The organism is Bacillus sp. EB106-04-04-XG123, from assembly GCF_058791855.1.
Genome location: NZ_JBYTDZ010000001.1, coordinates 219,083 through 246,082 on the forward strand (window position 1 = coordinate 219,083; position 27,000 = coordinate 246,082).

The following is a 27,000-nucleotide window of genomic DNA, read 5'->3' on the forward strand; positions in this document are numbered from 1 at the left end:
AATTTAGCATTCGTGAGCACCGGAGCGCAGACCTGACAAAGAATGCGAGGGTTTGTCTACACGCTGAGAGCACCCGTTATTGTGGGTGCTCTTTTTCTCCGTGCGGCTGAAGTTCTTCAGGCACATCGAGAATGATCATATCTGATCCTATTTTTTGAATGTGATTCCACGGGACGCGGATGTCATTTCCTTGTTTTCGAAAGCCAAACCACTTCACGGAAGGTATAATGAGTGCTGTAATTTGACCGTCCTGTTCATTGATTTCAAGGTCGGTTTGTCCAAGCACGCCAAGCCGCTCCGCTCTTTTAATATCGACGATCTCTTTTCCTGACAGTTCACTCAGCCTCAAAATCGCATCACTTCCCTTCCGTATCATATATGCGGCAGGCAAGAGGAATAGACCAGATCTCTTTAATGACTCGTTTGGAGAGAAAGCTGGGTCCCTTTCATATAGTGATCATGCCACAATTCCAAGTTGTAAAGCATCCAGACTTTTTGATCCGCTCCATTTTTGTTTTTCTGATTCGGATCATTTCGTAAAAATTGCTCTAGTGGTTTTCTTTGAAAGAGTTCTGTTGCAAAGCTTTGTTGGTCAAGAAGCTTCTCTTCGATTTCTTTCATTCTTTTGCTCATCCAATGATACACTGGAACCGGAAAACCCATTTTTCTTCTATATAATATACGCTTATCCACCGTTTGCTCCATTGTCTTTTTTAACATATATTTTGGAATGTCTTGTACTTCACTTGTTTTGAGACTCGACTGAAAAAATGCTTGCAGCCTGCTAGGCAGTCCCTTATAAGGAAGCTTATACTTGAAGGGCATGTCATTAACAAATTGGATGATGCGATGGTCAAGAAATGGAACACGTGCTTCTAGTCCATGTGACATCGTCATCATATCCAGCCGGTCTAACAGATTGGGTAAATGAATCTGCTGAAATAAATAAAGCAGTTTATTTTCATACGACGCTCCCTCCATCTTTTGAAAACAATGAGTGATAAACTGGTTCATGTGTGAGTCAGGGGGATCAATTGAATCAGCGTGACGACTTAAAAGCTGCTCTTTTTCGCCAGCAGTAAACCACGCATACCTTTTTTTGTAATGATCCATCTCACCATCAAGATCGATCATTTGATGTACCTGCTGCTGAAAAGATGGTTCAAATAATACCTTTGAAAGGATGGAGGACATTTTTCGGTTTTTTTGAAGCCATAAAATTTTCCGCCAATCTGCTGGACTCCTAAAGACACGTCCATAACCTGCAAACAATTCATCCGCTCCTTCACCACATAGAACCACCGTCACGTGCTTTTTTGCTTCCCGTGACATATGGTAAAAAGCGACTTCATGAGGAATAGAAAGAGGATGATCCCTTCGCTTCACAACTTCAGGCAGTAATTGAAAGTACTCTTCTTCACTCATTCGATGTGAGTGAAGCTTGACATTGTATTGATCTGCCGCCAGCTTGGCATAGCTCTCTTCAGAAAAGCCTTCCTCTTCAAAGCTGGTCGAAAAACAATGAATATTCTCGTTTTTGTATTTGGACATCAAAGCGACAATCGAAGTCGAATCCACTCCACCGCTCAAAAAAGCTCCCACAGGCACATCAGACATCATCTGTTTTTGCACACTATCTTGAATTAATTCAAACAATTCCTTTTGATAATAACGTTCTCCCCGATCGATCCCATCAGCTGGGAGCGGATATTGCCAGTAGATCTCTTTTGTTATGCCTGTTTCATCTATTTTCAAGATAACACCTGGTGGTAATTTTTGAATTCCTTTAAAAAAAGTCTGCTCGCCGATCGCATAACGGAAGGATAAATAACTAATAACAGCCTCCGGCTCAATCGCAGTTTGTATGTCTGGATGCTGAAAAAGAGCCTTCATTTCCGACCCGAAAATAAGCCCTCCCCGGCATTCTGAAACATACAGCGGTTTAATCCCAGACCGGTCTCTAAACAAATAAAGTGCTTTCTTCTTTTTATCCCATATCGCAGCTGCAAACATTCCGTTTAATTGCTCAACAAAGGAAATTCCGTATTCTTCATAGCCATGAACCAGTACTTCTGTATCTGTCTCTGTACGAAATAAGTGGCCTTTATTCCATAAGTCTTCTCTTAATTCTTTGAAATTATAAATCTCTCCATTTAGAATCACACATATAGAATCATCTTCATTTGTTATTGGCTGAGGCCCAGATTGAATATCGATAATGGAAAGCCGCGTATGAACCAAACCAACTGAGTCATCTTGATATATACCACTATCATCAGGTCCACGCACAGCAAGTGCGTTTTTCATCTCCAGTAAGATGTGAGGATCAAGTGGTGCTTGGTTAAAATGACAATAGCCTGCAATGCCGCACATAGACATGGCTCCCTTCCATTAATGATCTGACTGCTGAATCGTCATTGCGAAAATATGCATAAATGGATTATCTTGAAAGCGAATTTCATCAAAAACTACTTTTTGCGAAAAGGTGAGCGAATCAAGCCATAGGTTTGATGTCAAATGATGATTAATGCCGGATACTGTATGAATATAATCAAATGCATATGCCGCTCGATCATGAAAGGCAGGTTCACGTTCAATCACATCCGTTAATGAAAGCCGAGACTCACAGACAACGTTCCCATCTCGTAATAATGAAATCTCTTCGTAAAGATTGCCATTTGAAGAACAACCAACGACGTGAAGCGCTTCTGCTTCAAGTGGCGGAAAATGAAGAGACTGTCCCTCTAGTTCAATATTGTCTCCTTGATCTTGATATATGAACTGAAAAGGAATCCCTTCGACAAAAGGTTCTTGCACGTTCATGATTAACTCAGCTGGCAAAGAAGCTCCGCCAATTGTTAATTGGCCTTTTTCATATTCATTTCGATATGTGATGCCTCTGTTATTGACATAATCATGAAGAGAGAGAGTTTGATAGGTCTTCATTTTGAATCACCTCTTTTAGTTCTGTGAGCAGGCTGGTTTCCACTTCTAATGTTTTTTGAAACCGATTTGCCGTTCTTTCTATCATACTGCGAGGGTTTTTACTGAGGCCTACTCTAGCCGTAAAATTGGCGAGCACTGTCCAGCTTTGATAAGCATCTTCAAAAGCTTGAATAAGGGGATGTAAAAACTCATTTTCATACGAAGATAAGAATGTGACCATATGTTTTCTGGAGTTAGCCACATCCTTTAATCCTTCAAAGTAAACATTGTCTAATAAATTTCCATTTTCATTGTCTTTGATACTATCAATATAATCCCTTTGAATGACTGAAATAGCGCCTAGCCCTGTGACAGCTTCAGGCAAATCAAAATGCGGCGGTGCTCCTTCTAAGATGGCAGCATGCTCCTTTAATATCACCAGCACATCTGGTTCTTTCTGAAGTTCCACATGTTTGATCCACTTATAACGATTTTCAGTTCGAGGTGTATGTTCATATACAGAGCGGGCAGCTTTCAGCAAGTGGTCTTTACTCAATGTGCCATGATAGGAGTATGCATGGTCACTGACCACTGCATGATCATCATTCACCTCAAGTACTTCCAATGTGTGATACCCATGCTCTCTTTCGTAAAATGGACAGTACGGTAATTCAAATATATCTAAAGAAACAGAGACAGTCCCTCCGCTTGGATGCTGTTTAAACACACGGTTGATATAGAGGTCTAATTCCTCTTCCGTGTAAAAAATCTCTTCTAAATGAATGCCATTATGATGGAGAATATCATCACGAAAATGTTTAAAGGAACCGATCAAAACAAACCCTTTGTCTTGAGGTCTATAAACAAGGCCTGCCTGCCTCCAAACCCTATCAATTTCAATCCCTTTTCTAAGAAGCATGGCTGCAATCGTTAATTGAGAACAGTTTAAATAATTGTTCCGGTAAATAGGTGCTGCAGTAGCCACATATGTCTCCTCCTTTTTATACCCAGCGATTTTTTAACGGGATAATACCCAGCTCTTTTTTTGCAATCACTTCTTTTAATAAATCTTCAGAAGGCGGATGAAATTTTGCCGCTTTCACATCTCGGCTTAAACGCTCAAGCAAAGAGCCTTGCTGTAACGAAGAAAAACCCTCGACCTGAGAAGCTAGCTGTACGATTTCTTCTGCTGATTGCGTCACAAAATGTTTTGTAATCAGCGTCTTCGTATACAAATCACTCGAGTAATGATTTTGTTTCTTTTCTTGATCTGCTTGCTGAGCGCAAGCCATAAGCTGAGAATGTGCAACATCTAATTTCATTTTCATATCTGCAATACGAAATTGCTGGCCTGGTAAAAAGGCTGTTTTTTTCTTGGAAATTCGATCATTTCTTTTATATATCACACCGAGGGCATGTTCATATGCTGCTTTTGCAATGCCATAATAAACAGCTGTAACAGCTAGACGAAACCAATAGATTAAATTTTCAGTATCTTCTATTGCGTAGCCTTCTCTCCCGATGAGCTGATGATCGGGTATAAATACTTGGTCAAAATGAATGTGATGACTCATCGATGCCCTCATGCCCGAATAATTCCACGATTCCTCAATCGCAGCACCTTCACTCGGTAATGTCATTAAGAGCGCCGTCATTCCATATTGAGATGTGCATGACGACGGCGCATACTGACAATAAATCGGTAAATATTTAATGCGCGGTGCACCAGTCACTGTAAATTTAGTTCCACTCACAAGATACCCGCCATCTGTTTTTTCTGCAGTAATGGTCGGAATTCCGTCCATTTGCTTACGCTGATAAATAAAAATCACATTCGGATCGCTAACAGAAGCGATTAGTTCTCCTGACTGCAGAATATCGTCAAAAACTACGGCTTGCTGCTCACTTGTAAGCACTTCAGAAAATGCGCCGAGCGAATAGTAATGCATCGCCATAATGAGTCCTGTCGACGCGCATCCTTTAGATATGTGTGACAAAAGAGTCACCGTTTCTTCAAATCCATACCCAAGACCACCGTCTTGTTTCGGCATATTGGCGACATGTAATCCACAATCAATCAGCTCGTCTAGATTCTGATGCGGGAACTGAAATTCGTCATCAAGCTGACCCGCCCTTTCCGAAAATTGCAAAACAAGACGATCAATCGTTTCTTGACGAAGCTCCGTCAGTGTCATATTCATCCCTCCTCTGTCTAAAGAATAATCTATTTTGTTTCAATAAAAGGTCATCCGGAGTCCCTCTCTCTCGAATGACATAATCGTTTCCTTCAAACAAAAGCAGCTCTAGCGGAGAAGAATGACCTAAAAATAAGGTAGGGCTGTAGCAAAGTCCATATGCCCCAGATTTCTCAATACAAAGAAGATCACCTACATCGCCTTGCGGAAGCTCCACCTGCCGGCCAATTAAGTCTTCCGGAGTACAAAGTGGACCCACAATCGATTGTTTCACTACAGCCGAAGGTTTACTGGAATGTTTAATGAGCCGCATCGGATAATTATTGCGGAGCAGCCTGCCTCTAAACGTCATCGCTTGATGATGATGCATTCCTCCATCTGCAATTAAAAACGTCTGCTCTTTTGATTCTTTTACATATTGTATAGTGGTTAAATAAACACCACATTCCGCTAAAAGAAATCTCCCCATCTCAATAATAAACCTCGGAAATTCCAGCTCATCTTCGTACGCTCGAATCAATTCCGCTACGTTTTGAAATAACCGTTCAGCATGAAGAGGTGTCTCATGCTGAAAATACGGAATTCCAAACCCGCCGCCTAAATCAACCATCTGGCATGTTAGTCCATATTCTTTCTTGATTCGAACAGCTGTATTAAGCGTGTATTCAAACGATGATAAAAGCGATGTTTCATCAAGAACTTGGGTTCCCAAATACATATGAATCCCTTTAAAAACAAGCGAATGATCATACTTCTGAAATAGGTCAAATACGTCTTTCAGTTTGGATTCATCTATCCCAAATGGACTTGGAACTCCGCCCATTTTGATTTTTGCTCGTGACTCAATGGATTCAGGATTAATCCGAATGCCGACGGATGCTCGTTTGTTTTGATGCTTTGCAGACTCAGCGATATAGATGAGCTCTTCTTTCGATTCGGCAATAATACAATAGATCTCGTGCTGAATCGCAATATCGATCTCTTGCTTCTGTTTACCAGGACCAGAAAAAATGATATGCTCCGGCAAATAACCTGCATTTACAGCCATAAGGAGCTCTCCTGCAGAAGCCACTTCTATACCAGCTCCAAAAGACCGTAACAATGACGCAATCGAGACATTTCCATTGGACTTAAATGAAAAGAACACCTCTGCTGATTGATGGAGCCATCCTGTAATGTGATCATAGTGATCTTTCAACGCATCTCCATCGTATACATACATCGGCGTCCCATAACCATTCGCTTTCTCTAAGAGCGTAGAGTCATTTTTCGGCAAATTCTCTCCCCCTTTCTGCTGAAAATTCCATATCATCAAACTTTGTCAGCATATGAATCTGCTTATCCTTCTTCATATGGTAAAACAATATAAACAGGCGATAATGCCACATATCATCCGCTCTCGTTTTACCGAAAGTATAAATAAAAAACCCACCATCTTCTCCCGGATCGAGTGCTTCGGTCACCTCCGTTAACACATCTTCAAACGGCAGGTCGGCACTGCATGAGAATCTTTTAAAGCGGCTTTCAATATATTCGTAGGTTGAAAAAAAACGACAAATGATTGGGAGTAAATAAGTAACTTGCGTGAACCGGGCATTTATTTCAATGATCGGTATAAGCTGTTCATTCATATCAATGATCGAATCAACGCCAACCACACCTCGATACCCTTCTTCATATAGTAGATCTATGATTCGATGCATGCTTACTTCATATTCACGTTTTTTGTCCTGTTCATAAATAGGCGCAAAATCGGTCCCTAAGTAGATGCCGTCCTCATTGATTTTCTGTTCTGTAATTGAAAGTAAGTGTGATCCTTCCTCTTGAATGAGCAATTGGGCATTTAAAGATCGCTTAATCGGATGCCACCCCTCTAAGAGAAGGTCTGTTTGGATTTTTCTTCTTTCAATAAAGGTCACTAGCTGCTTAAATTCTCTCTCGTTTTTTAAAATACGAAGTCCCTTACCAGATGATCCATAAGGTATTTTCAGAACCATTTTTGAGAAATGATTCGCTCTTAATTCTTCATACGTCTGTTTTAACTCGTCAGCATTTTGACAAACAGCACCACACGTGACAGTAAACTGATGTTTTTCTGCCCATTTTCTAGTCGAAACCTTATGATTGAATCGTTTTACAAGTGTTGGATTTGAACCATAAATCTTTCTTTTTTCAAGCGATGATGCTTGTTCAACCGATTCATCTAAAAGATAGGGTACAATGAGTCCCTTTAATTTCAAGGCATCTTCTTTTTGAACCATATGCGGAAGCTTGACACCTTGCTTTTCCAAATAGGCTAAAAAAGCAGGTTCTGGCTGGTGATGCATAATGACATGATGATCCTTAGAAGCAATCAAAAGCAGTTGTTGTTCTTGTTGGAGAACTAGTTCATTTTGAACATGGTCTGTCATAACAGGTAAAGCCTTTGTTTGATCCCAGCTTTGTTCTTGATTCATATTCCCAAACCATATGACGTCGTTTCTTCCCTTAAAATCAAATAGCGCTGCCGGATCTTTCATCACACTACTCCTTATGAACAGAATGCTTTTGTATTTCTAAAGACCGGTTAATGTGAAAAAATCGTTTGCGAATAGGCTGATTCCAGGTATGAACGACATCATTTGCATCCAGCACTTCAGATAAATAAGCAAGTGATTCAGGCTGAAGTGCATCCATGACAAGATCAGAAATCGTATGAGGAAAGACTTCATTCACATAATGCAAAGCAAAATAGACCATCTTTTCAAAGCCATACGCTTTCGTTCGACGGACAAACAACTCCACATCCAATAGGTCTTCTTTCATAAACATGCCATATATATCAAGCAACTTATAAAGCAGCAAGTCTTTCATTGACTCCACTTCATTTAAATAAATCGCCTCTTTGTAAAAATGAATACATAAGAAAATCAGCATATCCTCTTCTTTTAATGACCATACAAGATGCTCATCAACAGACGTTTGAATTCGTCTAGACAGCATTTCTTGGACAATTGAATCTGTCCGGTTTCCTGTCATGAGGTCAACTGAAAACTGAACATCAATTTTATGACAATCAATAAAGCGGCATTCTGGTGTAGGTTTCATATAGGTGTAGGTTTGATGTGAGTTCATGATGAGGTAAAGAATGTCTTTTCGTTTCGCAGGTGTGACTGTCTCCGTTTCATAGTTCCAAGAACCTTGAATATAGCCTAATTCTTTTAATACATGTCCGGTTTCTTGCAGCTGATCTTGTGAGATAAAGAGATCGTTGTCTCCAAATAAGCGAAGCCCTACATCGCCGTATGCCCACTGGCCAAGCACACTTCCTTTTACAATGGCATACTCAATTCCTTTTTGATCAAGTGCTTTGAATAACTGATCATTTAACGTAATATTGTCTCGTGCCGTTTCTAATTGCCCTTTATACATAATTTCTAATGACTTTAAAAAATAAGTTGCTTTAAAATCTTTTCTTAAATGAATGGCATAACGTTTAATATTTTTCCATGCAATACCGGCTGTCCGGTGAACATGCAGCATTCCGAGAATGACATTCCAGTCTTGCTGCTGATACAGAAGCTCCTGCATCTCTTTTATCTGGCTGTCTTCTAAAAAAGGATCAGATAAAATGAGGGCTGTGTGCTCTTCTTGAGTCAGATTACTTTGCAGCATAGTGACCCTCCTTTATATGAAGCATCTCATTTGGCCAATTCTTTCGATTTCGACCGTACGTTTGTAAAAAGACTTGCACCCATCGATCGATACCAAATGCAGCACAACCTGAATAAAGCGGCATACCATCTTCTCCCTTGATCTGGAACCTTTCACAAAGCATCTCTCCACAGTCGTTAAAAGAAGCGATCGAAACGTCTTTCTTTTCTGTCACAGCTACTAACTCATATTTGCTATTCGCCATTAATTGATAATTCGCTTTATCCATATCATCATAAAAGAAAAAGGGGTCATTTGCGGTCGTGACCTTTCCGCTAAGGCCAAGCTGATGAAAACATTGCCATGTGTGTTCAAGAAGTGTTTTTCTTGTTTCGTTGATGTATTCGTTATCACCGATAAAGACAATTTCACGCATACTAAATTCTAGTTTCCGAAGAGGATCGACTTTCCAAGAAATTTCATGTCTAAAACACTGCCCCGCTGCTGTCATCATTTGATTGTCTAGATAGGTCTTTCCTTCCCATTCCTCATAACAGTGATAACAAATACACGGCTGTAAAAAACGGCCTGCTTGCTGGAAGTGTTCAGGCAGAAAACCATGATGCTTTTCTCGAATGTCATCAATAATTTGGTAATCATGAGGTATTTCAAAAACAGAATAAATATTTTGCGGAAAATTCGTATGGTATTTACATTTTTCCATTAATTCTTTACTCATCGTAGAAGGGTATCTTCTTATTTTGGCTCCAAGTGAAGCTCCCATATTTAAGAATAATTGATCAAAATAATGTGAGAGTTCCATTTCAATTTCATCATAGAAGGTTCTCTTTTGATCATCCTCGCTTAGTTTCGAATGAACAGGCTCATTGGACAAATGAATATTTGATTTCATTTCCTTTTCACGAAACCTCCGCAGTTGAGCTACATTTGACGATAACTTTAAAAACGCAGCTGATATTGCCTCTGCATCTCCCGTTTGATCTACTGTTACTTCTATAACAGATTCCTCTTCAAGAAGATCAACGTGCAAAATGTGAGCAGATAGAAAAGAAACTCTTTCCACAAAATCCGGTATCATTGTATCTTCTAGTGCATCTGGTAAAGGCAGCTGAAGGGTTTTCAACTAAATACCTCCCTTTTCATTGATCACTTTTGGTGCTTCTAATGATTGTAAAACTTTATCAAGATATTCATAAATAGACTCCCCCAGATGTACATCACATAACTCAATCGCCGATGGATGGCTATCTTGAACTGCAAGCCCCCACCTCGCCTTCTTCAGCAGCAGTCTGTCATTGTGACCATTGCCAAAAGCAATCACACGATGTAAATCACTTTCTCCAAAACAATCTAATAAATGACGTTCAAGCATATCTGCCTTACAAATTCCTTTCGGGGAAATCACTTGTGCATTTAAAAACTGTGCATCCGCAACATCACAATGACAATCTCTTAATAGATGAGCGATATCTATTTTTTGTTTCGGTAAAATAAATAGCTTTGTCACACGGTCAAATCTGAACTCTTTCTGATGACCAACCTCTATTTTTTCTCGTGGAAATGTGTAAAGCATGCAATATTTCAACTTAGCGCTTTTACTGGATGCCACATGCTTCCCGTGTGATTCCATGACAAATTCAGCTTGACCATCAAGTGATGAGATGACCTGCCGGCATATAGCAGCATCTAGATATTGTATAACGTCAAATGTTTTCTTTTGATGGTGGCAAATCACATTTCCATCATTCAACAACACATCATGATGAAATAAATCGAGTAAAGATGGATCTAAGTTCAGAGAGAAGAAAGAATCATACGTTCTGCCTGTGACAATCATTGAAATAATGCCTCTTTGGCGCAGCATGTTCACTGCGCCATGGACATCACCAATAAGCCTGCCTCTGTCATCAATTAATGTTCCATCCAAGTCAAAAGCGGCAAATTTTATCTCGCAAAGATTTAGTTCTGCTTCCACTGATCACACCTTTTTCAGCTGAGCATTTGCTACATATTCATTGAATAGACGCAATGATTCTGAATCTACTTGTCCAATTGGAGGGCTTTTGAATAAGAATGGGCAAACGTCATGTATGACACCGCTGTGATTCATGTCTTTAGCTGCTTTTGCTACACGCATTGCGTTAGCGATAACACCAGCTGAATTCGGAGAATCTTCTACTTGTAAACGAATTTCAAGCGAAATGTCTGAATCCAAAACGGAATTTCCTTCCAATCGCAGGAAGCAGACTTTATGATCTCCTAAGTAGCTGACATAGCCATTTGGACCTGCTGCCACTTCGCTGGCATCAATACCAGAGGCAAATAATGCTTTTCTCTTCGATTTTTGTTTACTCGTTGATCTCATTGGGTTGGCAAGGTTTAAAAAGTCTGTATTGCCTCCCACATTCAATTGGTACGTATTGGTAATGTCAATCCCTCGGGATTTTAATAGCTCAATTAACGCTGTATGCAGTGTTGTGGCACCTAAATGACTTCTTAAGTCATCTCCAAGGAGCGGGGTATCCGACTCTTCAAACATTTTGACAAATTCAGGATCATTTGCCACCGGTTCAGGTGTCGCATTAATAAAGGCAGTTTGCGCGTGTGCACACGCCTCTGCGTATACTCGAACAGCTTCAAATGAACCCGTCGGTAAGAAGCAGACTAGTACATCTGCCTGAACGTCCTTTAATCTTTGCGTCACATCATGTGTGTTCATTTTTAATGAATGTTCATGCGGCTGAATGCAGTTGGACAAATCTCCTTCAAGACCATCACACAAAGGACCTGCTTCAACGGGTACTTGGAAAAACGGGACATCTATATGTTTTACTGCAGCCGTTGGTTTAGTAAAAATGGCCTCTGACAAGTCTTTTCCTACTTTATTTTGATCTACTTCAAAAGCTGCAACAAATTCTACATCAGACAAGTGATAACCTCCAATGACATCATGCATAACACCGGAGAGCGTATCCATCTTTTCCTTTGCCAATTCTACAAATTGAACGATACTTGAAGCGCATGATCCTACTCCTGCAATTGCTACGCGAACTTTTGTCATTTTCATAACCCCTTTTTTTAGAATTTATAGAGCCAATTTTCGCTTTTGACGAGATTGAAAGATATACCATTCCCGATAACCTAATTCCTTCAGCACCTGTTTTACTTTCAGCCAATCATCTGCTACGCGGGCTGGCTGATGGGCATCTGAGCCAAACGTGACATCCACACCATAAAATTTGGCTCGCTCTAATAGATCCATTGATGGATACCAACCGCCGCAGTCTTTTGTTTTGCCAGAGGTATTCACTTCAATGACAGAACCACTCTCCGCAATTGCTTTTAGTGCATCATCGACAGCTTCTGTTTTGAGATGAGCAATCTCTGGATAAAAACCTTTTAAGGCGTCAATATGGCCTAAAACGTCGAACATTTGACTCTCAGCAGACATTTTAATCAACTGGTAATATGTTTCTTTTTCAATGATGGCTTGCTGCTCTGTGATTCGTTCCCACCGTTTCCGGTTAAATAGGTCGTATCCATTACTGACATGAACCGAGCCAATGATATAATCAAATGGATAATGTCGATACACGTCTCGGTAAAGGGCCTCGTGTTCTGGAAAATAGTCAGATTCAACACCTAACAGCACGTGAATTTTTCCGTCATATTCCCTTTTCAACTGCAGGACTTCCTCTATATATGATTGAAATTCACTTTTAGCCATCGCTACCCATGGTTTAAAGTGGTCAGCCTCTTCACCAAAGAAGGGAGAGTGATCCGAAATCCCGATAAAGTCCAGACCTAATTTCACAGCCTCATCGACATATTCTCTGATGTTCCCCTCCGCATGACCACAGCGTTGATGATGTGTGTGCAGATCAAATTTCATGCAATTTTTACTCCTCTACATGGCAGTATAGCCGCCGTCAACCATCAAATTTTCTCCTGTAATAAAACTCGCTTCATCTGAAAGAAGGAAGATGACAGCAGATGCGATCTCTTCTGGATCAGCGGTTCGTTTTAACATGTGCATCCCGCCAATATCAGGATGCTGATTTGCTTGCTCTCTTGTTAATCCAAGCTCTTCCAAATGGAACCGCTCGTTATTTTTGTTCCATACCGTACCTGGATTCACTGCATTTACACGAATACCTGCATCCGCCAAATCCATTGCCATGCACCGCGTCATGTTGACAACTGCTGCTTTTGTCGCGTTATATGTTAAATATTTCGGCTGGGCAATGTGACCTGAAATGGAGGCAATATTTACAACCGATCCTTTTCCTATTTTCTCCATGTATGGCGCAGTGTGTTTCACACAAAGTGCTTGTCCCATAATATTCAAATCCATGATGCGCCGCCATTCTTCAACGGTTGCTTCAAGACCCCGCATGATAAAAACGGCTGCACAATTCACCAGCATGTCTATTTTTCCGAAATGATTGGCTGTTTTTTCGATCATTGAAACAATTGATGCTTCATCAGCAATATCAGCCTCTATAAACAAAACATCATATCCATTTGCTTTGAGCTGTTCTTCTGCTGACATTCCGTAATTTACATGGTGATCAGCAATGGCGACTTGTGCGCCTTCTCGTGCGGCTCGTTCTGCGACCGCATATCCAATCCCTTGAGCCCCGCCTGTCACAATAACCGTCTTTCCTTTCATACCTCGCATGTAGCTGCCTCCTCTTACCACTGAAGTCTTTGCCCGTCTCTCAACAATTCTCCTGTTGGTCCATCTCGGGGCAGCTGTGCCGCCCACACGATTCCTGATGCACCTTCCTGTGTGGTTTTAACAGCCTCTGATGTCCCCATGTCCGTTTGTACCCAGCCAGGACACACTGCATTCGCAAGAATAGAATAGGGTGCCCCTTCTAAAGCGGTGACTTTTGTGAGAACATGCAGTGCCGCTTTTGACATCCGGTAGTACGGACCGCTTTTTCCGTCACGCCTGACATCGTCTGAAGCGTAGATCGCCGAAAGCCTTCCCATACCGCTAGATACATTGACGATCCGTCCATATCCTCCCTGTTTCATATAAGGGAAAACGGCCTTGGTCATTCTGACTGCACCATACACATTCACATTCATCGTTTCTTGAAGAGTCGATACCGGAAGATCTAGAAAAGATGGAAATGTGTGATCCTTTATGTTGTCATGAAAGACACCGGCATTATTAATGAGCACATCCACTCTGCCGAACGAATCTTTCATAAATTGCGAGAAACGTTCAACCGATTCTTCATTTGTTACATCGAGCTGAAATGGCACAACATGCTCAGCCATTTCAGACGCAGCTATTTTGGCACTTTCAAACTGCCGTGCAGTTAAAATAACAAGCATTCCACACTGCGCAAGCTGTCTGCACACTTCTTTGCCTATGCCCCTATTTCCACCAGTGACAACAGCGACCTTCATATTCTCATCCCCTTCTGGAGATACCAATCTTCCTTCAGCTGGTTCGATGCAGATTCTAGTGCTTCGAAAGACCAATCAATATACCAGTTTAATAGGTGAGGTGTATAGGTATGCAGCAATGTTAAATACCGCTCTGTTGGAATATATAAAAGTCTGATAAACGCAGATATAGAACGCCATTCATATTCGGATAAGTCATCTGCATATGCCTTTAAAAATTGAATTGTTTTCACAATATCTAGTTGAAACGTTCCTCTCTTGATTCTCGTTAATAAAAATGCAGATATGGCTGCATCATATATTCGTGGTCTAAAGCCTGCTGTATCAAAGTCAAGAACCATGGCAAGCTTTTTGTCACGAATTAACAGGTTGCCAGAATGAAAGTCACCATGTGTCACAGCATGAGGTAATGCTTCGTATATACTAGGGTTTAACAGCGTGATGATATTCATTAGTTCTCGATCATACACTTTGAGCAAAGCAGCAGCCTTTTTAGAAGAAACAACCTTTTTTAGTGCGTAAGCCGTCTTGCCGAGCGTTTCGTGCGGAGAAGCAATCCAGTTCTTCAATTCGCAGTTTGGATTCACAGGCCCTTTCGGTAAGTCCTTTAATGAATGAAGCTGTTTTAATACCCGAATGGCTTCTTGTTCATCAGAACGATTTCCCATTTCATATGGTCTTCCTTCAAAATAAGGCCGCAGCTGCCAAAAATGTTCTTTGAATAAAATGGTCTTACGATGGTCTTCTGCCTCCATCATAGGCTGGATCGGGAAATGATGATCAAGCAGAGCATCTGTTAAATCCTCTAAATACTGAAGCCACTCCGCATCATGATTTCTTGCACATTTTTTCAAGACAAAGCGGTTTTTGATCGTTTCTACAAGCCACCCTTCATTAGGGCTTCTTCCGTTTAAAGGTGTTAAACGCATCGGCTTTTCAGAAAACCAATATTTCAGGACATTATAAGCATCATCTAATGTCGTCATGTCCTCACCCCTTTTTCTCAAGGTTTTGGATCTTCATAAGCACCTGGCCTGCCTCGTCCCGCTTGTCTATGCGCAGGCATTTCACATGAGATTCTTCTTTTAATTTGTGAAAAAGCTTTTCGTTTTGATGAATCACCTCTGGATAGACTTGAAAGGCATATGAGAAAAATTGGAGCGCGTTACCCATTCGCTCCTTATTTCCATTCCAAAGTTTCTCCCTTGTGATGAGCCGTTTGAATGTCCTTTTCATAAGGCGGGGGAATGTCTGTCTTCTCTTGACATCAAGCCAAATGATCGTATCAGCATATTCAGCCAATATGTGGTGAACAGATGAATATTGACCATCAATGACCCATTTCTTTTCTTTGACAATTTCATGGACACTATCGATAAACACCGTCTTATCTGTTTTTTTCCAATTCGCTTGCCAGAATAGGGCATCGAGTTCATAGTGAGGTAACGTTAACTCCTGCTTCAATTGATGTGCAAGGGTTGTTTTTCCAGATCCAGGTGGACCGACAATCCAAATTCGCTGGCTAGCTCCTTTATTGTTCAAGTTGTTCCCTCCGTTACAGAACACGTTCATGCTTTTGAATGTCGTTTCTCACTTTTACTAGCAGATCAAGTGCTTCATCCCAATTCAGGTTTTCTGTTAATTCAAATACAGGTGTTTCGCTTGAATGAATGGACACATCTTTACATAATAGATCTAATGCTTCCGGCGAAAAGCCATTTTCCTTTAATAGCTGGCCAAAAAGTGTATGTGCGGGAGTCAATCTTGTTTCAGGTGTACTAAAATAGTGAATCATTCCCGCCATTGCTTCTACAGGACCCGGTGACAGGTGAATGCCATTAAACCGGGTACACACGTTAGATAAACCAAACCGTTTTTGCTCCGACAGCAGCATGTGTTTAAAAGAACCCGCTTTTGCCTCTTTAGGATCCGTTGCACCGATAAAATCTTCTCTTAACTTCCTCATAGGCTGCTTTGAAAAACATTCAATGACGATAATAGACTTTGCAGGTGCAGTGAACCATTCTATTTGACAAGGGTGAAATGAATTGAGCAGAAGCATCTTTTCTCCATCCACCTCGGCCTCTATGGCGTATGTGCCCGCACCCAGCTTGTCTACCTTGACGTTTCGGGTTAACAGCTCTAAACCATACGGCGTAAGCTCTTTGTACTTTTGTAAAAATTGATGGCCTCCATATATGAAATGTTCCTTCTTTTTAAACTCTGGGTATTTCATGGCGAGCATCTTTTTTGCTGCATCTGACACTTCACTCAGACCGTGTTTAGAAATTTTATTTAGCATCCCATATTGATTTTCAATAATTTTCTTTCCCTTCAAATATAAGGATGATATAACGCGCACGGCCCCTATTTCTATCTCACGATCATCTAATCGTTGGAGAAGTTCATCTAGTATTAGATCAAGCTGTACACCTTTATTGATACTTGTTAATTCAGGCTTTAGCATCAACAGAAGATGATGTTGATTCAATTGTTGTTGTTTTTCAATTTCATATGGATGAATGGTCACTGCCATAGGTTCTTTTGTATGAATACATGCTTGAACGGCTTCAATGACTCTTTTTTTCATCCTTTTTACCACATTGTCACGCCTTTAAAAATTAAATCTGTTGTCACATCGCCCATGGAATGAACCGCATTCATGACAAGGTCTTCAATTCTTTTTCTATCAACTTCATTTCCATCCCACTGCTGAATACGGACGGCAATTTCATCAGGGTTGTGGAGCGGTGCCTCTTTTGAAGTAAAGATATGCACTTCTGTTGGCTTTTGAATCGTTTCAAAAATTTGATCTGCCAGCCTTTGTGCGAGCACCCCATATAATTTCCCTGTATGATCAAGCGGGTTTTTCCCAGCTGGCGCTTCAATACTCATAGACCGCATTGGGGTGATCAGTCCATTTAATCTATTTCCTCTTCCAACAACTCCTACATCGCCGGTATCTGCTACAGAACCTAGCGCTGTTAAGTACGGACGGCCATTGCGATCTGTTGCGTTCAGCATGAGATCAGGCGTGAGGCCTAACGTTTCATGAATATAGCGAGCGATTTGATCTTGGCATTCTTTTTTGCGGGCAAAATACTCCTCAAGACTATGAATATCTTTAGCTAGAAATGGCATGTTAACAATGAGTTTGAAATCTTCATGACGTCTGCTTCCAAATATTTTTACATCCCAGCCGGTATCTGGATTGACCTTTTTAAATTCTGGTCCATTCACATAACGCTCTGTATAAAGGACCAGCTTCTCAAGACGGCTTAACGGAGCATGAGCATGCAGTAAGTTACAGTCGTTTGACACAAGCTTTGGATCACCGATTTCAATCATGTCCGTTTCAACCATCGGACGATATCGTGAATTTTTGCGGCCTGCCCCCTGATGATCGACGATTCGGCAGTCAATGACGAGATGTTCTTCAGGGTCAAATCCTGTTGTCACCTCTGATAACACATCCTTTGCCGCATCGAAAAGAATCTTTTTAAGAGGAATGGGCTCATCCCCGTATGCGTATGCCCCTTTTCCAGCAAACACAACTTGATACGGTTTGACCATTGTCCCTTTCCCATACGTGACATCCGCATCTCCGCCAAGAAGCATGACTTTGTCAAACCAGTGGTGTGCCACCCTGCCGAAATGCTCCATGCAATATTGAGAATAGTATTGAGAAGCTCTTTCTGCTATGGCGTCACACATTGTATCTGGATGTCCTACACCTTTACGTTCCACAAGCTCATATGGAATTTGTTCTATATCTTGGCCATCACCTTTTAAAATATCAAGAATGGTTTTTTGAATTGTTTTCATTTTCTATCGCCCGCTCTCTTTTAAAATATAAAAATATTGATCGTTCATCTTAAAACAACATGAAACATTTGGTAATATATATATATTCTGTATGAAAGAGGTGTCTATTTTGATCAATGAATCGATCCTGCAGCGTCTGCAAGATACAACCGCCGACATTAGAAAATTATTGGAGCAACATCAAATTCCCGGCTGTTCCATTTGTATTTCTCATGAAGATGAGCACATTTGGTCGTGGTATGAGGGCCTCGCTGATATTGAAAACAGCATCCCTGTTACAAAAGACACAACCTTTCGAATTGGTTCTGTGACTAAGCCTTTTACTGCAATGGTGATGATGAAATTGCGAGAGGAAGGATTCATTCAACTCGATGAACCCATTCATACTTACGAACCTTTGCTTTCTTCCATAAAAAGTCACTTACCTGAACCAATTCCACTCACTTTCCGAATGATTGCCTCTCATATCTCAGGCCTGCCCAAAGCACTCGACAAAGCCGTTCATTTACGAGAGATGACTCTAGCTCAGTGTATTGAAATACTCACTATTTTCACACCGCCTTGGTCTATCATCAATTATTCCAGTCTTGGCTACTCTATATTAAGTAAAGTGCTAGAAAAGGCGAGTCATATGCCCTATAGAGAATTAGTGCATACCCACATACTAAAACCGCTCGATTTGAAGCAAACTGGATTTATTGAAACAGCCTCCACAGCCAAAGGATATACAGTTTCTTCCTCAGGCCTGTCTGACGTAACCTATCCAAGTGCTGAAACACAATCTTGGGAGGATGGTTCAAGCGGACTAATCTCCACAGCAGATGATCTGATTCAATTCATTCAAGCTCAATACGGTGCAAACAGCCTGCTTCATCAGCATTCGCTAAAAGAAATGCAAAGCCCCGTTATGGTTGAAGAAGATTTCAGCAGAGGTGCTGGTCTTTCATGGTTTTTGAGACCTTTTAACGGTTTCACCTTAGCTGAACATAGCGGAGAAATTAAAGGGTTCACCTCCTATATTGGATTCATTCCAAAGAAAAAATTAGGAGTCTGCATTCTCATGAACTCTGACGAAAGGCTCGCACGGCCAATTGCCGAAATGCTCTTTCAAATTTTGCTGCCAGCAGATCACGAGCAAATGAAAAAACGTGAAGATCGGCTCAAACGAATGTTTAGACAATCGTCTCTTTAAATCGAACTGACTTTTTTGTTTAACAGTTCTGGAATTGCATCCTGCAGGTAACGCGGATCACCCTCTAAATAAAAGCATGGCATGTTAAACAAGTGATGGATAAGCTCAGATGCCTTTTGCCTCAGAAAGGTATCTGACACATGTCGAAGTCCGAGCCAGCCTTTTAAATAGTCGGGATCTTCTGGTTCCCTTATATTTGCTGCCATAATATCTTTTGCTCTTTGATCATCTTTTTTTACCGGCACAAGCCTAATCTCACCCGAACCTATTTTAAGTGAAGGGAAAATCACCATATTTACTTTCGTAGAGCTCCGAATCGTTGTTCCTGTCATTTCAGCTGCTTCTTTCGGTGTAATTTCAAACTTACAGCCGCTCGCCCATTTTTCTTTTGCCTCTTCCTCTGTTGATATGGTTTCATCCCATATTCTTTTATCTTGAGACCGGCTGAATTTTTTGTTTTTCAGTTCCTGTATATTTGTTGTGGCTTGGACGGTTCCTACTCCAAGCGCCAAGCACATCGGCCATCCATACACAGTCAGTTCCTGATCTTCAAGCACTGAAATAGAACGATCGTTTGTGATAAAATCTGCTCCTCCATGATGCAAAAACTGCCACATAGTGGTTGACTTCCCGGCACCTTTATCACCGATAATGAGCGCTCCTTTTTGGCCATCTTCAAAAGAAACAGCTGCTGCATGTGTAAAGCATCCACCTTGGTTTTCTAGTGTTCTAAGGGCAATTTCTCGGACGATTCGCAGTGGACAGCGTATCGCAGACTCATTATTGTTTTTTCCAATCACAGCATAACGCCCCTTATTGACCGCCACACTGTGCGGCTCGTCACCTTCATGTGAGGCAAATAATACTTGGTCATCTAATTTTAATCGTTTGTAAGTAAACTTCCTTTTTGCAATAATGGTTTCGCCCTTTTGAAAGCAAGCACTGCGAACAGACTGTTCAAGCTCCGGATCAATAATAAACCTTATTTCAATCTGTGAAGGGATATCCCCCTCGCGGCGATCCAATTCTTTTGGGATATAATGTTCAATATCTTCAATCGCCTGCAATTCCATTGATAGAATATGAAAATGAATACCTGCAAACACAAATGACTTTTCAAAAGGAAAATCGTTCTTAGGCTTTTCAAAAAGCGCTTTTATATCCATATAGAATCCTCCTCTTCAATTTGCTATTGCCTTTCAGGAAATAGCTGTATGGCTGGTTCCTCTTCAAGTTCATCGCGATTATCTAAGCTGAAAAAACGCTCAATAAAAGATTTTTTCCATATTTTCAAAGAACCGAAATCATTCTCTCCATAAGCTTCTAAGAAGGATTGGTCACTCATGTCTAGCTGCTTCAATTGATCGATATAGTTCGTTTGATACAATAAATCTAAAAACGTAAACGTGTAAAAAAGTGCTTTCTCGGCCCCTAATTCCTTCGCTCTTACTTGCAAAGCATGCCAATCAAGCTGATTTTGCTCTTCAACAAACATGACGTACTCTCTTACATCACAAAACTTGATCAAATTAAGATCTGCATGTAAGTAGACATACTGTACATTTGTTGCCTCCTTATATAGATGGAAAGCAAGATGGATAAGAAAATCTAATGGCTGGAGCAAATGGACATCTGTTTGAAAAAAGTGCTTTTCTTCAACAGCATCCAGCAAAGCATTTGTTGCTTCGTAGTTTTTTTTCAGTTCAACATCATAAGAGAAATCGACTCGGTGTACCTTCAAAAAATCTTCTCCGCTCCGTTTAATATGTGAATAAAGATTCCCGGCATTCATTCTCCACATCATTTCTTCTTCTCTTTCAATCGGTATTTCCTGGTCGGCAGCCCAGTCATATTTCCCGATGATAAACCCTTCTTTCTTGAGCAATGATGAGGCACTTTTCCGGTCATCTGGATGAATTAAGAAATCAAGGTCTGACATCATTCGCAGTCCATAATCTTTGTACACAAGCGGGGTTAAAATGGCGCCTTTAAGGGGGACCGCTTTCAGCTTTGCATTTCGGAATGTTTGTAACAGACGCTTGAATTCTTTGAATCTCTCCACATTTTTTTGACGATTCCCTATATAGTGATAATGAAGCAAAAATTTGTATGTTGTCGTAATGCTCTTTTCATCATCAAGGCGAATTAAATGAGGTGTCATCAGCTGAAGCACCTTATGTCTTGATGCCAGTCCAATTAATTTAGGCATATCGATGCCATCTTTCAATAGAGCTCTAATAGACTCTTCTTCTTGTTCATTTAATTGAATACGTGAGCTAAGTAATAACAGTCTCTGCTCATTTGAGAGAGTGGATTGATCCAAAACAGCTCGCATGTTTGACTACTCCTTCCCGTAAAACGATTGAAATCTAGTGATATATCGAGAGCGCTTTCCTTTTCGATTGACTGGCATGTCCAAATCATCAGTTAGTGTATGAAACAATTGATCTGCCTCATATGCTTTTTCACTGTCATATTCAATTTCCAGTTCATAATCTGTGATGCCAAGATAGCTGCTTTGATCCAAATCCACTTTGATGCCTTCCTCAATGTGAAAGGTTGTTCGCTCAGTGACCAATAGCCCTAACATTTCTGGCTGTTGAGTACCTATAATAGGTAAAGACGTCATGATGTCTAGTAGATCTAGTTTTCGCGGTAACTCCTCAATAGGTAATGACGTTTCTTCTCTTACTCTTTTATAGCCAGATGTTTGACTGGGGCGTTTGATTTCAAGTGTTAGTTTCCCGCTGATTTGACGGATACGTACGGTGTAACCAAATCGTTTTAATAGAAAATCTGGGGTGTCGTAATAGTAATTGAAATTAAGTATATAAGTAGGGCTATAGCTTTGAATGAACATGTCGTATATGTGCTGAAAATCTGTTTGTGACAACAAATATTTATATTCCTGCTCAACCATGACTCACCTCCAAAAAGTCTTACACGACAATGTCGGATTGTTCAAGAAGCTCTTGAATGAGGACAGTACCTTTCTCTAAAGAAGTAAATGCCTGCTTTAATGAATAACAAGGCACCTTTTCCGCTAGTGCGTTAAGAAATGGTTCTAGCTCTTCGGGTGTCGGCAATGTGAAAAACGGTAATAAGAATTCATTATGTCTTCCAGGATTAATGACTGCATGCTCGTTCAGACGTTCCGCTGCTTCATGCGATGTCATTTTCGATAGTTCTGCACCAGTTTGCCCGTGAGGTAAAAATTCAGGAAACACAATCACATCGATTTTCCCCATTGTTTTGACTTCACGTGCAAACCATTTTTCTAGCTCCTCTGGATATACAAAATGATAGCTTTTATCATCCTCGTTAAAAGGGTGACTTGATGTTTGGAGTCTGTATGGGGTACCAAGCTTTTCAATGGCTTCAAACGAATCTTTCCGAATGCTCATAGATCTAGGCCAGCCAGTTCCCGTGTACTCGGTGTTCGTATATGAAACACCTATATCATCGTTTGTGATATACCGGGCATCGGTTAATGATAATAAGGATAAGATGGTGGACGTTTTCCCTGCCCTTGATCCGCCTACTAGGGCAATTCCCTTTTGATTCATCTCCATCATGCCCCCATGCAAATAGATGAGTCCATCCTGATAACACAAAAGGCGGAGCAAAACTCTAATTAACCGTAGAGCATGCTGGGCTGCCCATCTGACATCTTTTGGTTCATCTATCACAATGACTTTTTTCTCTCCGTGATACAGGTAGCGGCAGCGGGGTTCCATCTTTGTTTGGTAAAAGACTTCTTCAAGCGGGATTTCTTTTTGAATTTCTTGTGCATATTCACTGGTTAAAATTGTCCAAACGTCTCCTTCATGTCTTTCTGTTAATTTGCTGCAATCAATATAGGGATGTACTTTACTTATGACTAAATTCTGAATTGATTCATCTGCACCTAATACGACACGAACATCATTTTTTTGATAGCTTACATATGACAATGAATGCCACCCCTTATGATAGATTTATAAAAAAAATTGCATTTTTTTCCTTCATCAACCAAAATGTAACATATACAATCTCTTAGAAAGGAGCCGCGACATGAATGAACTGAAACTAACTGAAGTTGAAGAAAAAATTGTCCAGCTTGTCATGAATAAGTTGTCTCTGAATGAGCAGCCAAGCCGGGATGATAGTTTAAAAGCTTTAGGATTAAATTCTGTCCAAATCGTCTCTTTTGTTATTTCATTAGAGGACACCTTTCATATTGCCTTTGAAGATGAAGAATTACACCCCGACCACTTCCGCACCTTAGATCGACTCTTTACTTTGGTTAAAAACAAACTGACTAAGACGCTGTAATCACCTGGGCCATAAATAAAGAGCGGTAATGCGAGGAGGCTTCCATCAGCTCCTCATGAGTACCGCAGCTTTGAACAGCACCATCTTCAAGTACATAGATCATATCTGCATTTTGTATGGTTGATAATCTGTGCGCAATCACAAGCAAGGTGCCGCCCCCTTTGGCATCATCTATCCCTTTTTGAACTTTCCTTTCAGTCTGCCGATCAAGCGCGGAGGTCGCCTCATCTAATATAAGTAAATCAGCCTGTTTTAAAAGCGCTCTGGCAATTGCTAAACGCTGTCTTTGTCCTCCTGATAGGGAAATTCCCCTCTCTCCAATGACTGTGTCAAAACCTTTTTCAAGCCCTTTGATGAAGGAAAGAATTTGTGCAACTTCACACGCCTGTTCAAGTTGTTCTTCGGTCACATCATTTAATCCCATGATTAAATTCAGGCGTATAGTGTCTGGGAAAAAATAAGGTTCTTGCGGAACAACGGCTATTCGCCTTAATAAATGAGATGGATTTATCTCTGATAGATCAATCCCATTCACTAAAATTCCCCCGCTATCTGGCTGGTAAAGTCCAAGTGTGAGCTTTGAGATTGTCGATTTTCCGCTGCCACTTGCTCCAACAATCGCCACTTTCTTTCCCTTTGGAATATGAAGATTCAAGCCGTCTAAAGCGCCTTTAGAGGTTTGTTCATAAGAAAAGCAAACATCTTCAAACACCACGTCTTCTACAGCATCTATTTGTTTTGTTCCTTTTTCTTCGTTTTCCATTTGCAGCACTTCTGCGATTCGATGAACAGATGCACGCTGTTGGAAAAATTCAAATACATACTGGAATAACTCTTGATAACTCTTCATTAATTGAGAGGCATATTGGTAAATGACGACAAATAAACCGATGGACATGTTTCCTGCTGCTACTTGATATGTGCCAAACACTAGAACTGATAGTATCCCAAACCATTTCAATGGTTCTGTTAAAAAAAGAAGCTTATTTTGAAACTTACCTTCCTTCATGACACGATCCATCATTTTGTTAAACAGCTTTTCATACAAACCAATTTCCCACTTACGTCGATCAAATGCGACAACTTCCCTTGTAGAGGAAATTCCTTCTTCTACATGCACGAATAGGTCTGATTTTCTCTCCTGCACATCTTTTGCTATGTTTGTTGCCGTTTTCGCCATTTTTTTACCGATAATGAAATAACAAGTGCTTGCAAAGAGAAGCAAGAAAAATAAGACATAACTCACAGATAGTAAAACGATAGATAAAACAACGGCCATAAAAATCGTTTGGACAATTTTCGGTATATGTAAAGCAGCCGTGACAGCAACTGTCTTTACATCTTGATTAAGCTTGTGTAAATAAAAACTAACTGGGTGAGTTTTATATGATCTCATGGATACTTGCTGAAGCTGATCTAGCATCATTTTCTGCAATGAATGGTGGATGGTCAGATAGTTTTTATGCATCACATACGGGCTCGCCACAAACATCACAACATAGACAAGAAATATAATGGCAAACAGCATCAAGATCTGGGAAAAATGTGGACTGATACCACTATGCAAAAGAACATCATCAATGAGCCACTTTTGCAGTCCTATCATGGCTAAATTAGCTGCTGCTTCAATCAAAACGAGTAAAAGAGCAAGGAGGAGCATCCATTTTTGCCTTGTGATTAAAAGAAACAGCCAATTTTTTCTCATGTTACACCTGCCTCCTTTTCTGATCGGTCAGACGCTAATTGGTAAAAATGCCCCTTTTTCCTCATCAATTCATAAAAAGATCCAGTCTCTAACACACGACCATCTTTTATAAAAATAATTCTGTCAAAATGTCTGACTGTTGATAAACGGTGTGCAACTGCAATGACAGTAGAATCCTTAAATGTTTGGTGTAATGCCTGCTGGACTTTTTGCTCACTGACATTGTCAAGAGATGCTGTGGCTTCGTCGAGTAATACAACACTTGGATTTTTAGCAAATAGCCTGGCAATCGCTATTTTTTGTTTTTGCCCGCCGGAAAGTTTTAATCCCCTTTCCCCGAGTATGGTGTCGTATCCATTTTCTAATTCTCTTATAAATGAATCACAGTCTGCTTTTTTTGCGGCTTCAATGATCTGTTGATCTGAAAGACTTGTATCTCCAAAACGAATATTGTCCTTTACACTCATATTGAATAAGAACGTTTCTTGAAAAACAAATCCCATCGCACCTCTTATTTGACTAGTAGGTAAATGGCGCAAATCTACTCCATTCAGTGTAATCATCCCGGCTGAGGGATCATAAAAGCGTCCCATTAGCTTAAGAAGAGATGTTTTCCCTCCACCGCTCGTACCGACAATCGCTACTTTTTCACCCTTCCGAATATGTAGATTCATCCCTTTTAATAAAGAAGGATGATTTGGATAATGAAAACTGACGTCATGAAACTCGATATCGCCTTCTACATGATCAAGGTGCACCGGCTGCTGAGGCTCTCTAATATCAGGTGTTTTTTTCATAAAATGATATAAAGGTTCAATTTGAAAGGTTAATATCCGTTGTTCTGTTAAAAGTGTGACAATGGAAGTAAGCATATGCATCGCTGAAAAATAATATAGGATATATGCCACAAAACCACCTGTCGTCAGCTGTCCAGTCTTTACAAGGTGGATACCAATACCAAAAGTGGCAAGAGCACCAATATAATAAGTCAGCCTGCGGTTGCTTCCTCGTAAATAGGCGAAAAACACATTTTTCTCATGATCTTGGCGCACTTTTTCATGCAGTCGTTGAATTCGTTCCATATCCCATTTCATATAGCCTAAAATTCTAAGCTCTTCCATCGAAGCAAGACTTTCGTATAATTTTGTTTGCAGCGTGCGAAAACCTTCTGCACTTTGTCTACCGTAGATTGTTGCCTTTTTTTCAAGCCATGGTCCAAAGACATAGTAGAGAATAAAACTTGGAATGATGATGAGTGTGAGAAAAATAGAAATGTTTATCATAAAGAAAAGTGAGATGGCGATAAATAATATCTGATTGATAAATTGTGGGAAGTATCGTCTGTAAATTTCTTGTACAGCTCGTGTCTGTGTGTTAACAAAGGAGAGTGTTTCACTAACAGAATGTTGTTCGTAGTATGAGAAACCAAGTTGACGGATTTGCTGGAAGGCAGCAAATTGTGAATCTCTTGAGGCTTGTTCAATTAATTTTCTTTGCCATAAATTTCGTGCGGCTGTCAGTATAATACCAAGTACAATTAAGCCAGTCAGTCCTAACAATAAACCATTCATTTTTGAAAAGTCTTTTGCTGGCAAAATGGTCTCAATAAAATATTGAATAAATTTAGGTATTATGAGCTCGCTCAAGGTAATAACGAAACCACTCATAATAACTAGAATCACTTTACCTGTATAAGGCTTTAAGAATGAAAGTGTCCATAAATATACACGCCATAACTGCTTTGAACCCTTGTCGATTTGTTTCAA

The 27,000-nt window shown here is 40.4% G+C and carries 26 protein-coding genes; 2 read left to right on the forward strand and 24 right to left on the reverse strand.

Translation table 11 applies throughout. The features are described 5' to 3' along the window. Positions 1–76: 76 nt before the first annotated feature. The 18 genes from AC3WTB_RS01110 to AC3WTB_RS01195 form a co-directional block, all read right to left on the reverse strand. Complete coding sequence (locus tag AC3WTB_RS01110) at positions 77–349, reverse strand: YlmC/YmxH family sporulation protein (RefSeq protein ID WP_024424130.1); 273 nt, start codon at positions 347–349, stop codon at positions 77–79. A gap of 62 nt (positions 350–411) precedes the next feature. Further along, positions 412–2,379 (reverse strand): asparagine synthase (glutamine-hydrolyzing), encoded by a 1,968-nt coding sequence (gene asnB, locus AC3WTB_RS01115; protein ID WP_492333212.1) that lies wholly within the window; start codon positions 2,377–2,379, stop codon positions 412–414. 12 nt (positions 2,380–2,391) lie between these two features. Continuing rightward, on the reverse strand, positions 2,392–2,946 hold the full coding sequence (locus AC3WTB_RS01120; RefSeq protein WP_144490526.1) for a beta-sandwich domain-containing protein: 555 nt from the start codon (positions 2,944–2,946) through the stop codon (positions 2,392–2,394). Further along, on the reverse strand, positions 2,915–3,910 hold the full coding sequence (locus AC3WTB_RS01125; RefSeq protein WP_492333213.1) for a hypothetical protein: 996 nt from the start codon (positions 3,908–3,910) through the stop codon (positions 2,915–2,917). The genes AC3WTB_RS01120 and AC3WTB_RS01125 overlap by 32 nt, the downstream gene beginning before the upstream one ends. A 16-nt stretch (positions 3,911–3,926) precedes the next feature. Next, positions 3,927–5,120 carry an acyl-CoA dehydrogenase family protein gene (locus AC3WTB_RS01130; protein WP_327842475.1) on the reverse strand — a complete coding sequence of 398 codons (1,194 nt, stop codon included), beginning with the start codon at positions 5,118–5,120 and terminating at the stop codon, positions 3,927–3,929. Then, positions 5,086–6,396: a type III PLP-dependent enzyme domain-containing protein gene (locus AC3WTB_RS01135; protein ID WP_492333214.1), complete on the reverse strand. Its 1,311-nt coding sequence runs from the start codon at positions 6,394–6,396 to the stop codon at positions 5,086–5,088. The genes AC3WTB_RS01130 and AC3WTB_RS01135 overlap by 35 nt, the downstream gene beginning before the upstream one ends. Then, on the reverse strand, positions 6,383–7,639 hold the full coding sequence (locus AC3WTB_RS01140) for an ATP-grasp domain-containing protein (protein ID WP_126681836.1): 1,257 nt from the start codon (positions 7,637–7,639) through the stop codon (positions 6,383–6,385). The genes AC3WTB_RS01135 and AC3WTB_RS01140 overlap by 14 nt, the downstream gene beginning before the upstream one ends. 4 nt (positions 7,640–7,643) lie before the next feature. After that, the gene (locus AC3WTB_RS01145) at positions 7,644–8,774 is read right to left on the reverse strand and encodes a nucleotidyltransferase family protein (RefSeq protein ID WP_126681835.1); all 1,131 of its coding nucleotides are present in this window, start codon (positions 8,772–8,774) and stop codon (positions 7,644–7,646) included. Then, positions 8,761–9,897 (reverse strand): aminoacyl--tRNA ligase-related protein, encoded by a 1,137-nt coding sequence (locus AC3WTB_RS01150; RefSeq protein WP_126681834.1) that lies wholly within the window; start codon positions 9,895–9,897, stop codon positions 8,761–8,763. Before AC3WTB_RS01150 ends, AC3WTB_RS01145 begins: the two co-directional genes overlap by 14 nt. After that, on the reverse strand, positions 9,898–10,749 hold the full coding sequence (locus tag AC3WTB_RS01155) for an HAD hydrolase family protein (RefSeq protein ID WP_126681833.1): 852 nt from the start codon (positions 10,747–10,749) through the stop codon (positions 9,898–9,900). Positions 10,750–10,752: 3 nt separating this feature from the next. Continuing rightward, positions 10,753–11,835, reverse strand: coding sequence for an inositol-3-phosphate synthase (locus AC3WTB_RS01160; protein WP_041084818.1), 1,083 nt, complete (start codon positions 11,833–11,835; stop codon positions 10,753–10,755). 24 nt (positions 11,836–11,859) lie between these two features. Further along, on the reverse strand, positions 11,860–12,666 hold the full coding sequence (locus tag AC3WTB_RS01165; RefSeq protein WP_058837675.1) for a histidinol-phosphatase: 807 nt from the start codon (positions 12,664–12,666) through the stop codon (positions 11,860–11,862). Between the two features lie 15 nt (positions 12,667–12,681). Further along, positions 12,682–13,455, reverse strand: a complete 774-nt coding sequence (locus tag AC3WTB_RS01170; RefSeq protein WP_126681832.1) for an SDR family NAD(P)-dependent oxidoreductase — start codon at positions 13,453–13,455, stop codon at positions 12,682–12,684. Between the two features lie 14 nt (positions 13,456–13,469). After that, a complete protein-coding gene (locus tag AC3WTB_RS01175; RefSeq protein WP_041084822.1) occupies positions 13,470–14,198 on the reverse strand; it encodes an SDR family NAD(P)-dependent oxidoreductase in 729 nt (242 codons plus the stop codon). Continuing rightward, entirely contained in the window at positions 14,195–15,184 is a 990-nt protein-coding gene (locus tag AC3WTB_RS01180; protein WP_492333215.1) for a phosphotransferase enzyme family protein, read from the reverse strand. The genes AC3WTB_RS01175 and AC3WTB_RS01180 overlap by 4 nt, the downstream gene beginning before the upstream one ends. Positions 15,185–15,188: 4 nt before the next feature. Beyond that, positions 15,189–15,740, reverse strand: coding sequence for an AAA family ATPase (locus tag AC3WTB_RS01185; RefSeq protein ID WP_492333216.1), 552 nt, complete (start codon positions 15,738–15,740; stop codon positions 15,189–15,191). Positions 15,741–15,753: 13 nt separating this feature from the next. Next, on the reverse strand, positions 15,754–16,788 hold the full coding sequence (locus AC3WTB_RS01190; protein ID WP_492333217.1) for a hypothetical protein: 1,035 nt from the start codon (positions 16,786–16,788) through the stop codon (positions 15,754–15,756). A gap of 5 nt (positions 16,789–16,793) precedes the next feature. Then, positions 16,794–18,023, reverse strand: a complete 1,230-nt coding sequence (locus AC3WTB_RS01195; RefSeq protein ID WP_052468186.1) for a methionine adenosyltransferase — start codon at positions 18,021–18,023, stop codon at positions 16,794–16,796. 109 nt (positions 18,024–18,132) lie between these two features. Here AC3WTB_RS01195 and AC3WTB_RS01200 point away from each other — a divergent pair, with 109 nt between their 5' ends. After that, on the forward strand, positions 18,133–19,215 hold the full coding sequence (locus tag AC3WTB_RS01200) for a serine hydrolase domain-containing protein (protein ID WP_492333218.1): 1,083 nt from the start codon (positions 18,133–18,135) through the stop codon (positions 19,213–19,215). Here AC3WTB_RS01200 and AC3WTB_RS01205 read toward each other — a convergent pair. The 4 genes from AC3WTB_RS01205 to AC3WTB_RS01220 are packed head-to-tail and all read right to left on the reverse strand — an operon-like array spanning position 19,212 to position 23,168. Continuing rightward, positions 19,212–20,381 carry a hypothetical protein gene (locus AC3WTB_RS01205; protein WP_492333219.1) on the reverse strand — a complete coding sequence of 390 codons (1,170 nt, stop codon included), beginning with the start codon at positions 20,379–20,381 and terminating at the stop codon, positions 19,212–19,214. The two genes, AC3WTB_RS01200 and AC3WTB_RS01205, sit on opposite strands and share 4 nt — an antisense overlap. Positions 20,382–20,404: 23 nt before the next feature. Continuing rightward, positions 20,405–21,550, reverse strand: coding sequence for a nucleotidyltransferase family protein (locus AC3WTB_RS01210; protein WP_144490535.1), 1,146 nt, complete (start codon positions 21,548–21,550; stop codon positions 20,405–20,407). A 6-nt stretch (positions 21,551–21,556) separates the two neighbouring features. Beyond that, positions 21,557–22,135 carry a CYTH domain-containing protein gene (locus AC3WTB_RS01215; protein WP_492333220.1) on the reverse strand — a complete coding sequence of 193 codons (579 nt, stop codon included), beginning with the start codon at positions 22,133–22,135 and terminating at the stop codon, positions 21,557–21,559. Between the two features lie 19 nt (positions 22,136–22,154). Continuing rightward, positions 22,155–23,168 carry a hypothetical protein gene (locus AC3WTB_RS01220; protein ID WP_492333221.1) on the reverse strand — a complete coding sequence of 338 codons (1,014 nt, stop codon included), beginning with the start codon at positions 23,166–23,168 and terminating at the stop codon, positions 22,155–22,157. A 100-nt stretch (positions 23,169–23,268) separates the two neighbouring features. Between AC3WTB_RS01220 and AC3WTB_RS01225 the strand changes: the two genes are divergently transcribed. Next, positions 23,269–23,529 carry an acyl carrier protein gene (locus tag AC3WTB_RS01225; RefSeq protein WP_041084830.1) on the forward strand — a complete coding sequence of 87 codons (261 nt, stop codon included), beginning with the start codon at positions 23,269–23,271 and terminating at the stop codon, positions 23,527–23,529. On the opposite strand, the gene AC3WTB_RS01230 is transcribed toward AC3WTB_RS01225, so the two are convergent. Together AC3WTB_RS01230 and AC3WTB_RS01235 are read right to left on the reverse strand one after the other, a co-directional pair. Next, entirely contained in the window at positions 23,516–25,234 is a 1,719-nt protein-coding gene (locus AC3WTB_RS01230) for an ABC transporter ATP-binding protein (protein WP_492333222.1), read from the reverse strand. The genes AC3WTB_RS01225 and AC3WTB_RS01230 overlap by 14 nt on opposite strands. Then, entirely contained in the window at positions 25,231–27,000 is a 1,770-nt protein-coding gene (locus AC3WTB_RS01235) for an ABC transporter ATP-binding protein (protein WP_492333223.1), read from the reverse strand. The genes AC3WTB_RS01230 and AC3WTB_RS01235 overlap by 4 nt, the downstream gene beginning before the upstream one ends.

Bases quoted from the DNA above. Each gene is read 5' to 3' on its own strand.
- AC3WTB_RS01190 (WP_492333217.1), bottom strand. From the start codon at position 16,788: ATGAAAAAAAGAGTCATTGAAGCCGTTCAAGCATGTATTCATACAAAA.
- AC3WTB_RS01140 (WP_126681836.1), bottom strand. From the start codon at position 7,639: ATGAAAGATCCGGCAGCGCTATTTGATTTTAAGGGAAGAAACGACGTC.
- AC3WTB_RS01130 (WP_327842475.1), bottom strand. From the start codon at position 5,120: ATGACACTGACGGAGCTTCGTCAAGAAACGATTGATCGTCTTGTTTTG.
- AC3WTB_RS01180 (WP_492333215.1), bottom strand. From the start codon at position 15,184: ATGACGACATTAGATGATGCTTATAATGTCCTGAAATATTGGTTTTCT.
- AC3WTB_RS01120 (WP_144490526.1), bottom strand. From the start codon at position 2,946: ATGAAGACCTATCAAACTCTCTCTCTTCATGATTATGTCAATAACAGA.
- AC3WTB_RS01215 (WP_492333220.1), bottom strand. From the start codon at position 22,135: ATGGTTGAGCAGGAATATAAATATTTGTTGTCACAAACAGATTTTCAG.
- AC3WTB_RS01175 (WP_041084822.1), bottom strand. From the start codon at position 14,198: ATGAAGGTCGCTGTTGTCACTGGTGGAAATAGGGGCATAGGCAAAGAA.
- AC3WTB_RS01160 (WP_041084818.1), bottom strand. From the start codon at position 11,835: ATGACAAAAGTTCGCGTAGCAATTGCAGGAGTAGGATCATGCGCTTCA.
- AC3WTB_RS01195 (WP_052468186.1), bottom strand. From the start codon at position 18,023: ATGAAAACAATTCAAAAAACCATTCTTGATATTTTAAAAGGTGATGGC.
- AC3WTB_RS01165 (WP_058837675.1), bottom strand. From the start codon at position 12,666: ATGAAATTTGATCTGCACACACATCATCAACGCTGTGGTCATGCGGAG.
- AC3WTB_RS01145 (WP_126681835.1), bottom strand. From the start codon at position 8,774: ATGCTGCAAAGTAATCTGACTCAAGAAGAGCACACAGCCCTCATTTTA.
- AC3WTB_RS01170 (WP_126681832.1), bottom strand. From the start codon at position 13,455: ATGCGAGGTATGAAAGGAAAGACGGTTATTGTGACAGGCGGGGCTCAA.
- AC3WTB_RS01205 (WP_492333219.1), bottom strand. From the start codon at position 20,381: ATGGATATAAAAGCGCTTTTTGAAAAGCCTAAGAACGATTTTCCTTTT.
- AC3WTB_RS01225 (WP_041084830.1), top strand. From the start codon at position 23,269: ATGAATGAACTGAAACTAACTGAAGTTGAAGAAAAAATTGTCCAGCTT.
- AC3WTB_RS01230 (WP_492333222.1), bottom strand. From the start codon at position 25,234: ATGAGAAAAAATTGGCTGTTTCTTTTAATCACAAGGCAAAAATGGATG.
- AC3WTB_RS01210 (WP_144490535.1), bottom strand. From the start codon at position 21,550: ATGCGAGCTGTTTTGGATCAATCCACTCTCTCAAATGAGCAGAGACTG.
- asnB (WP_492333212.1), bottom strand. From the start codon at position 2,379: ATGTCTATGTGCGGCATTGCAGGCTATTGTCATTTTAACCAAGCACCA.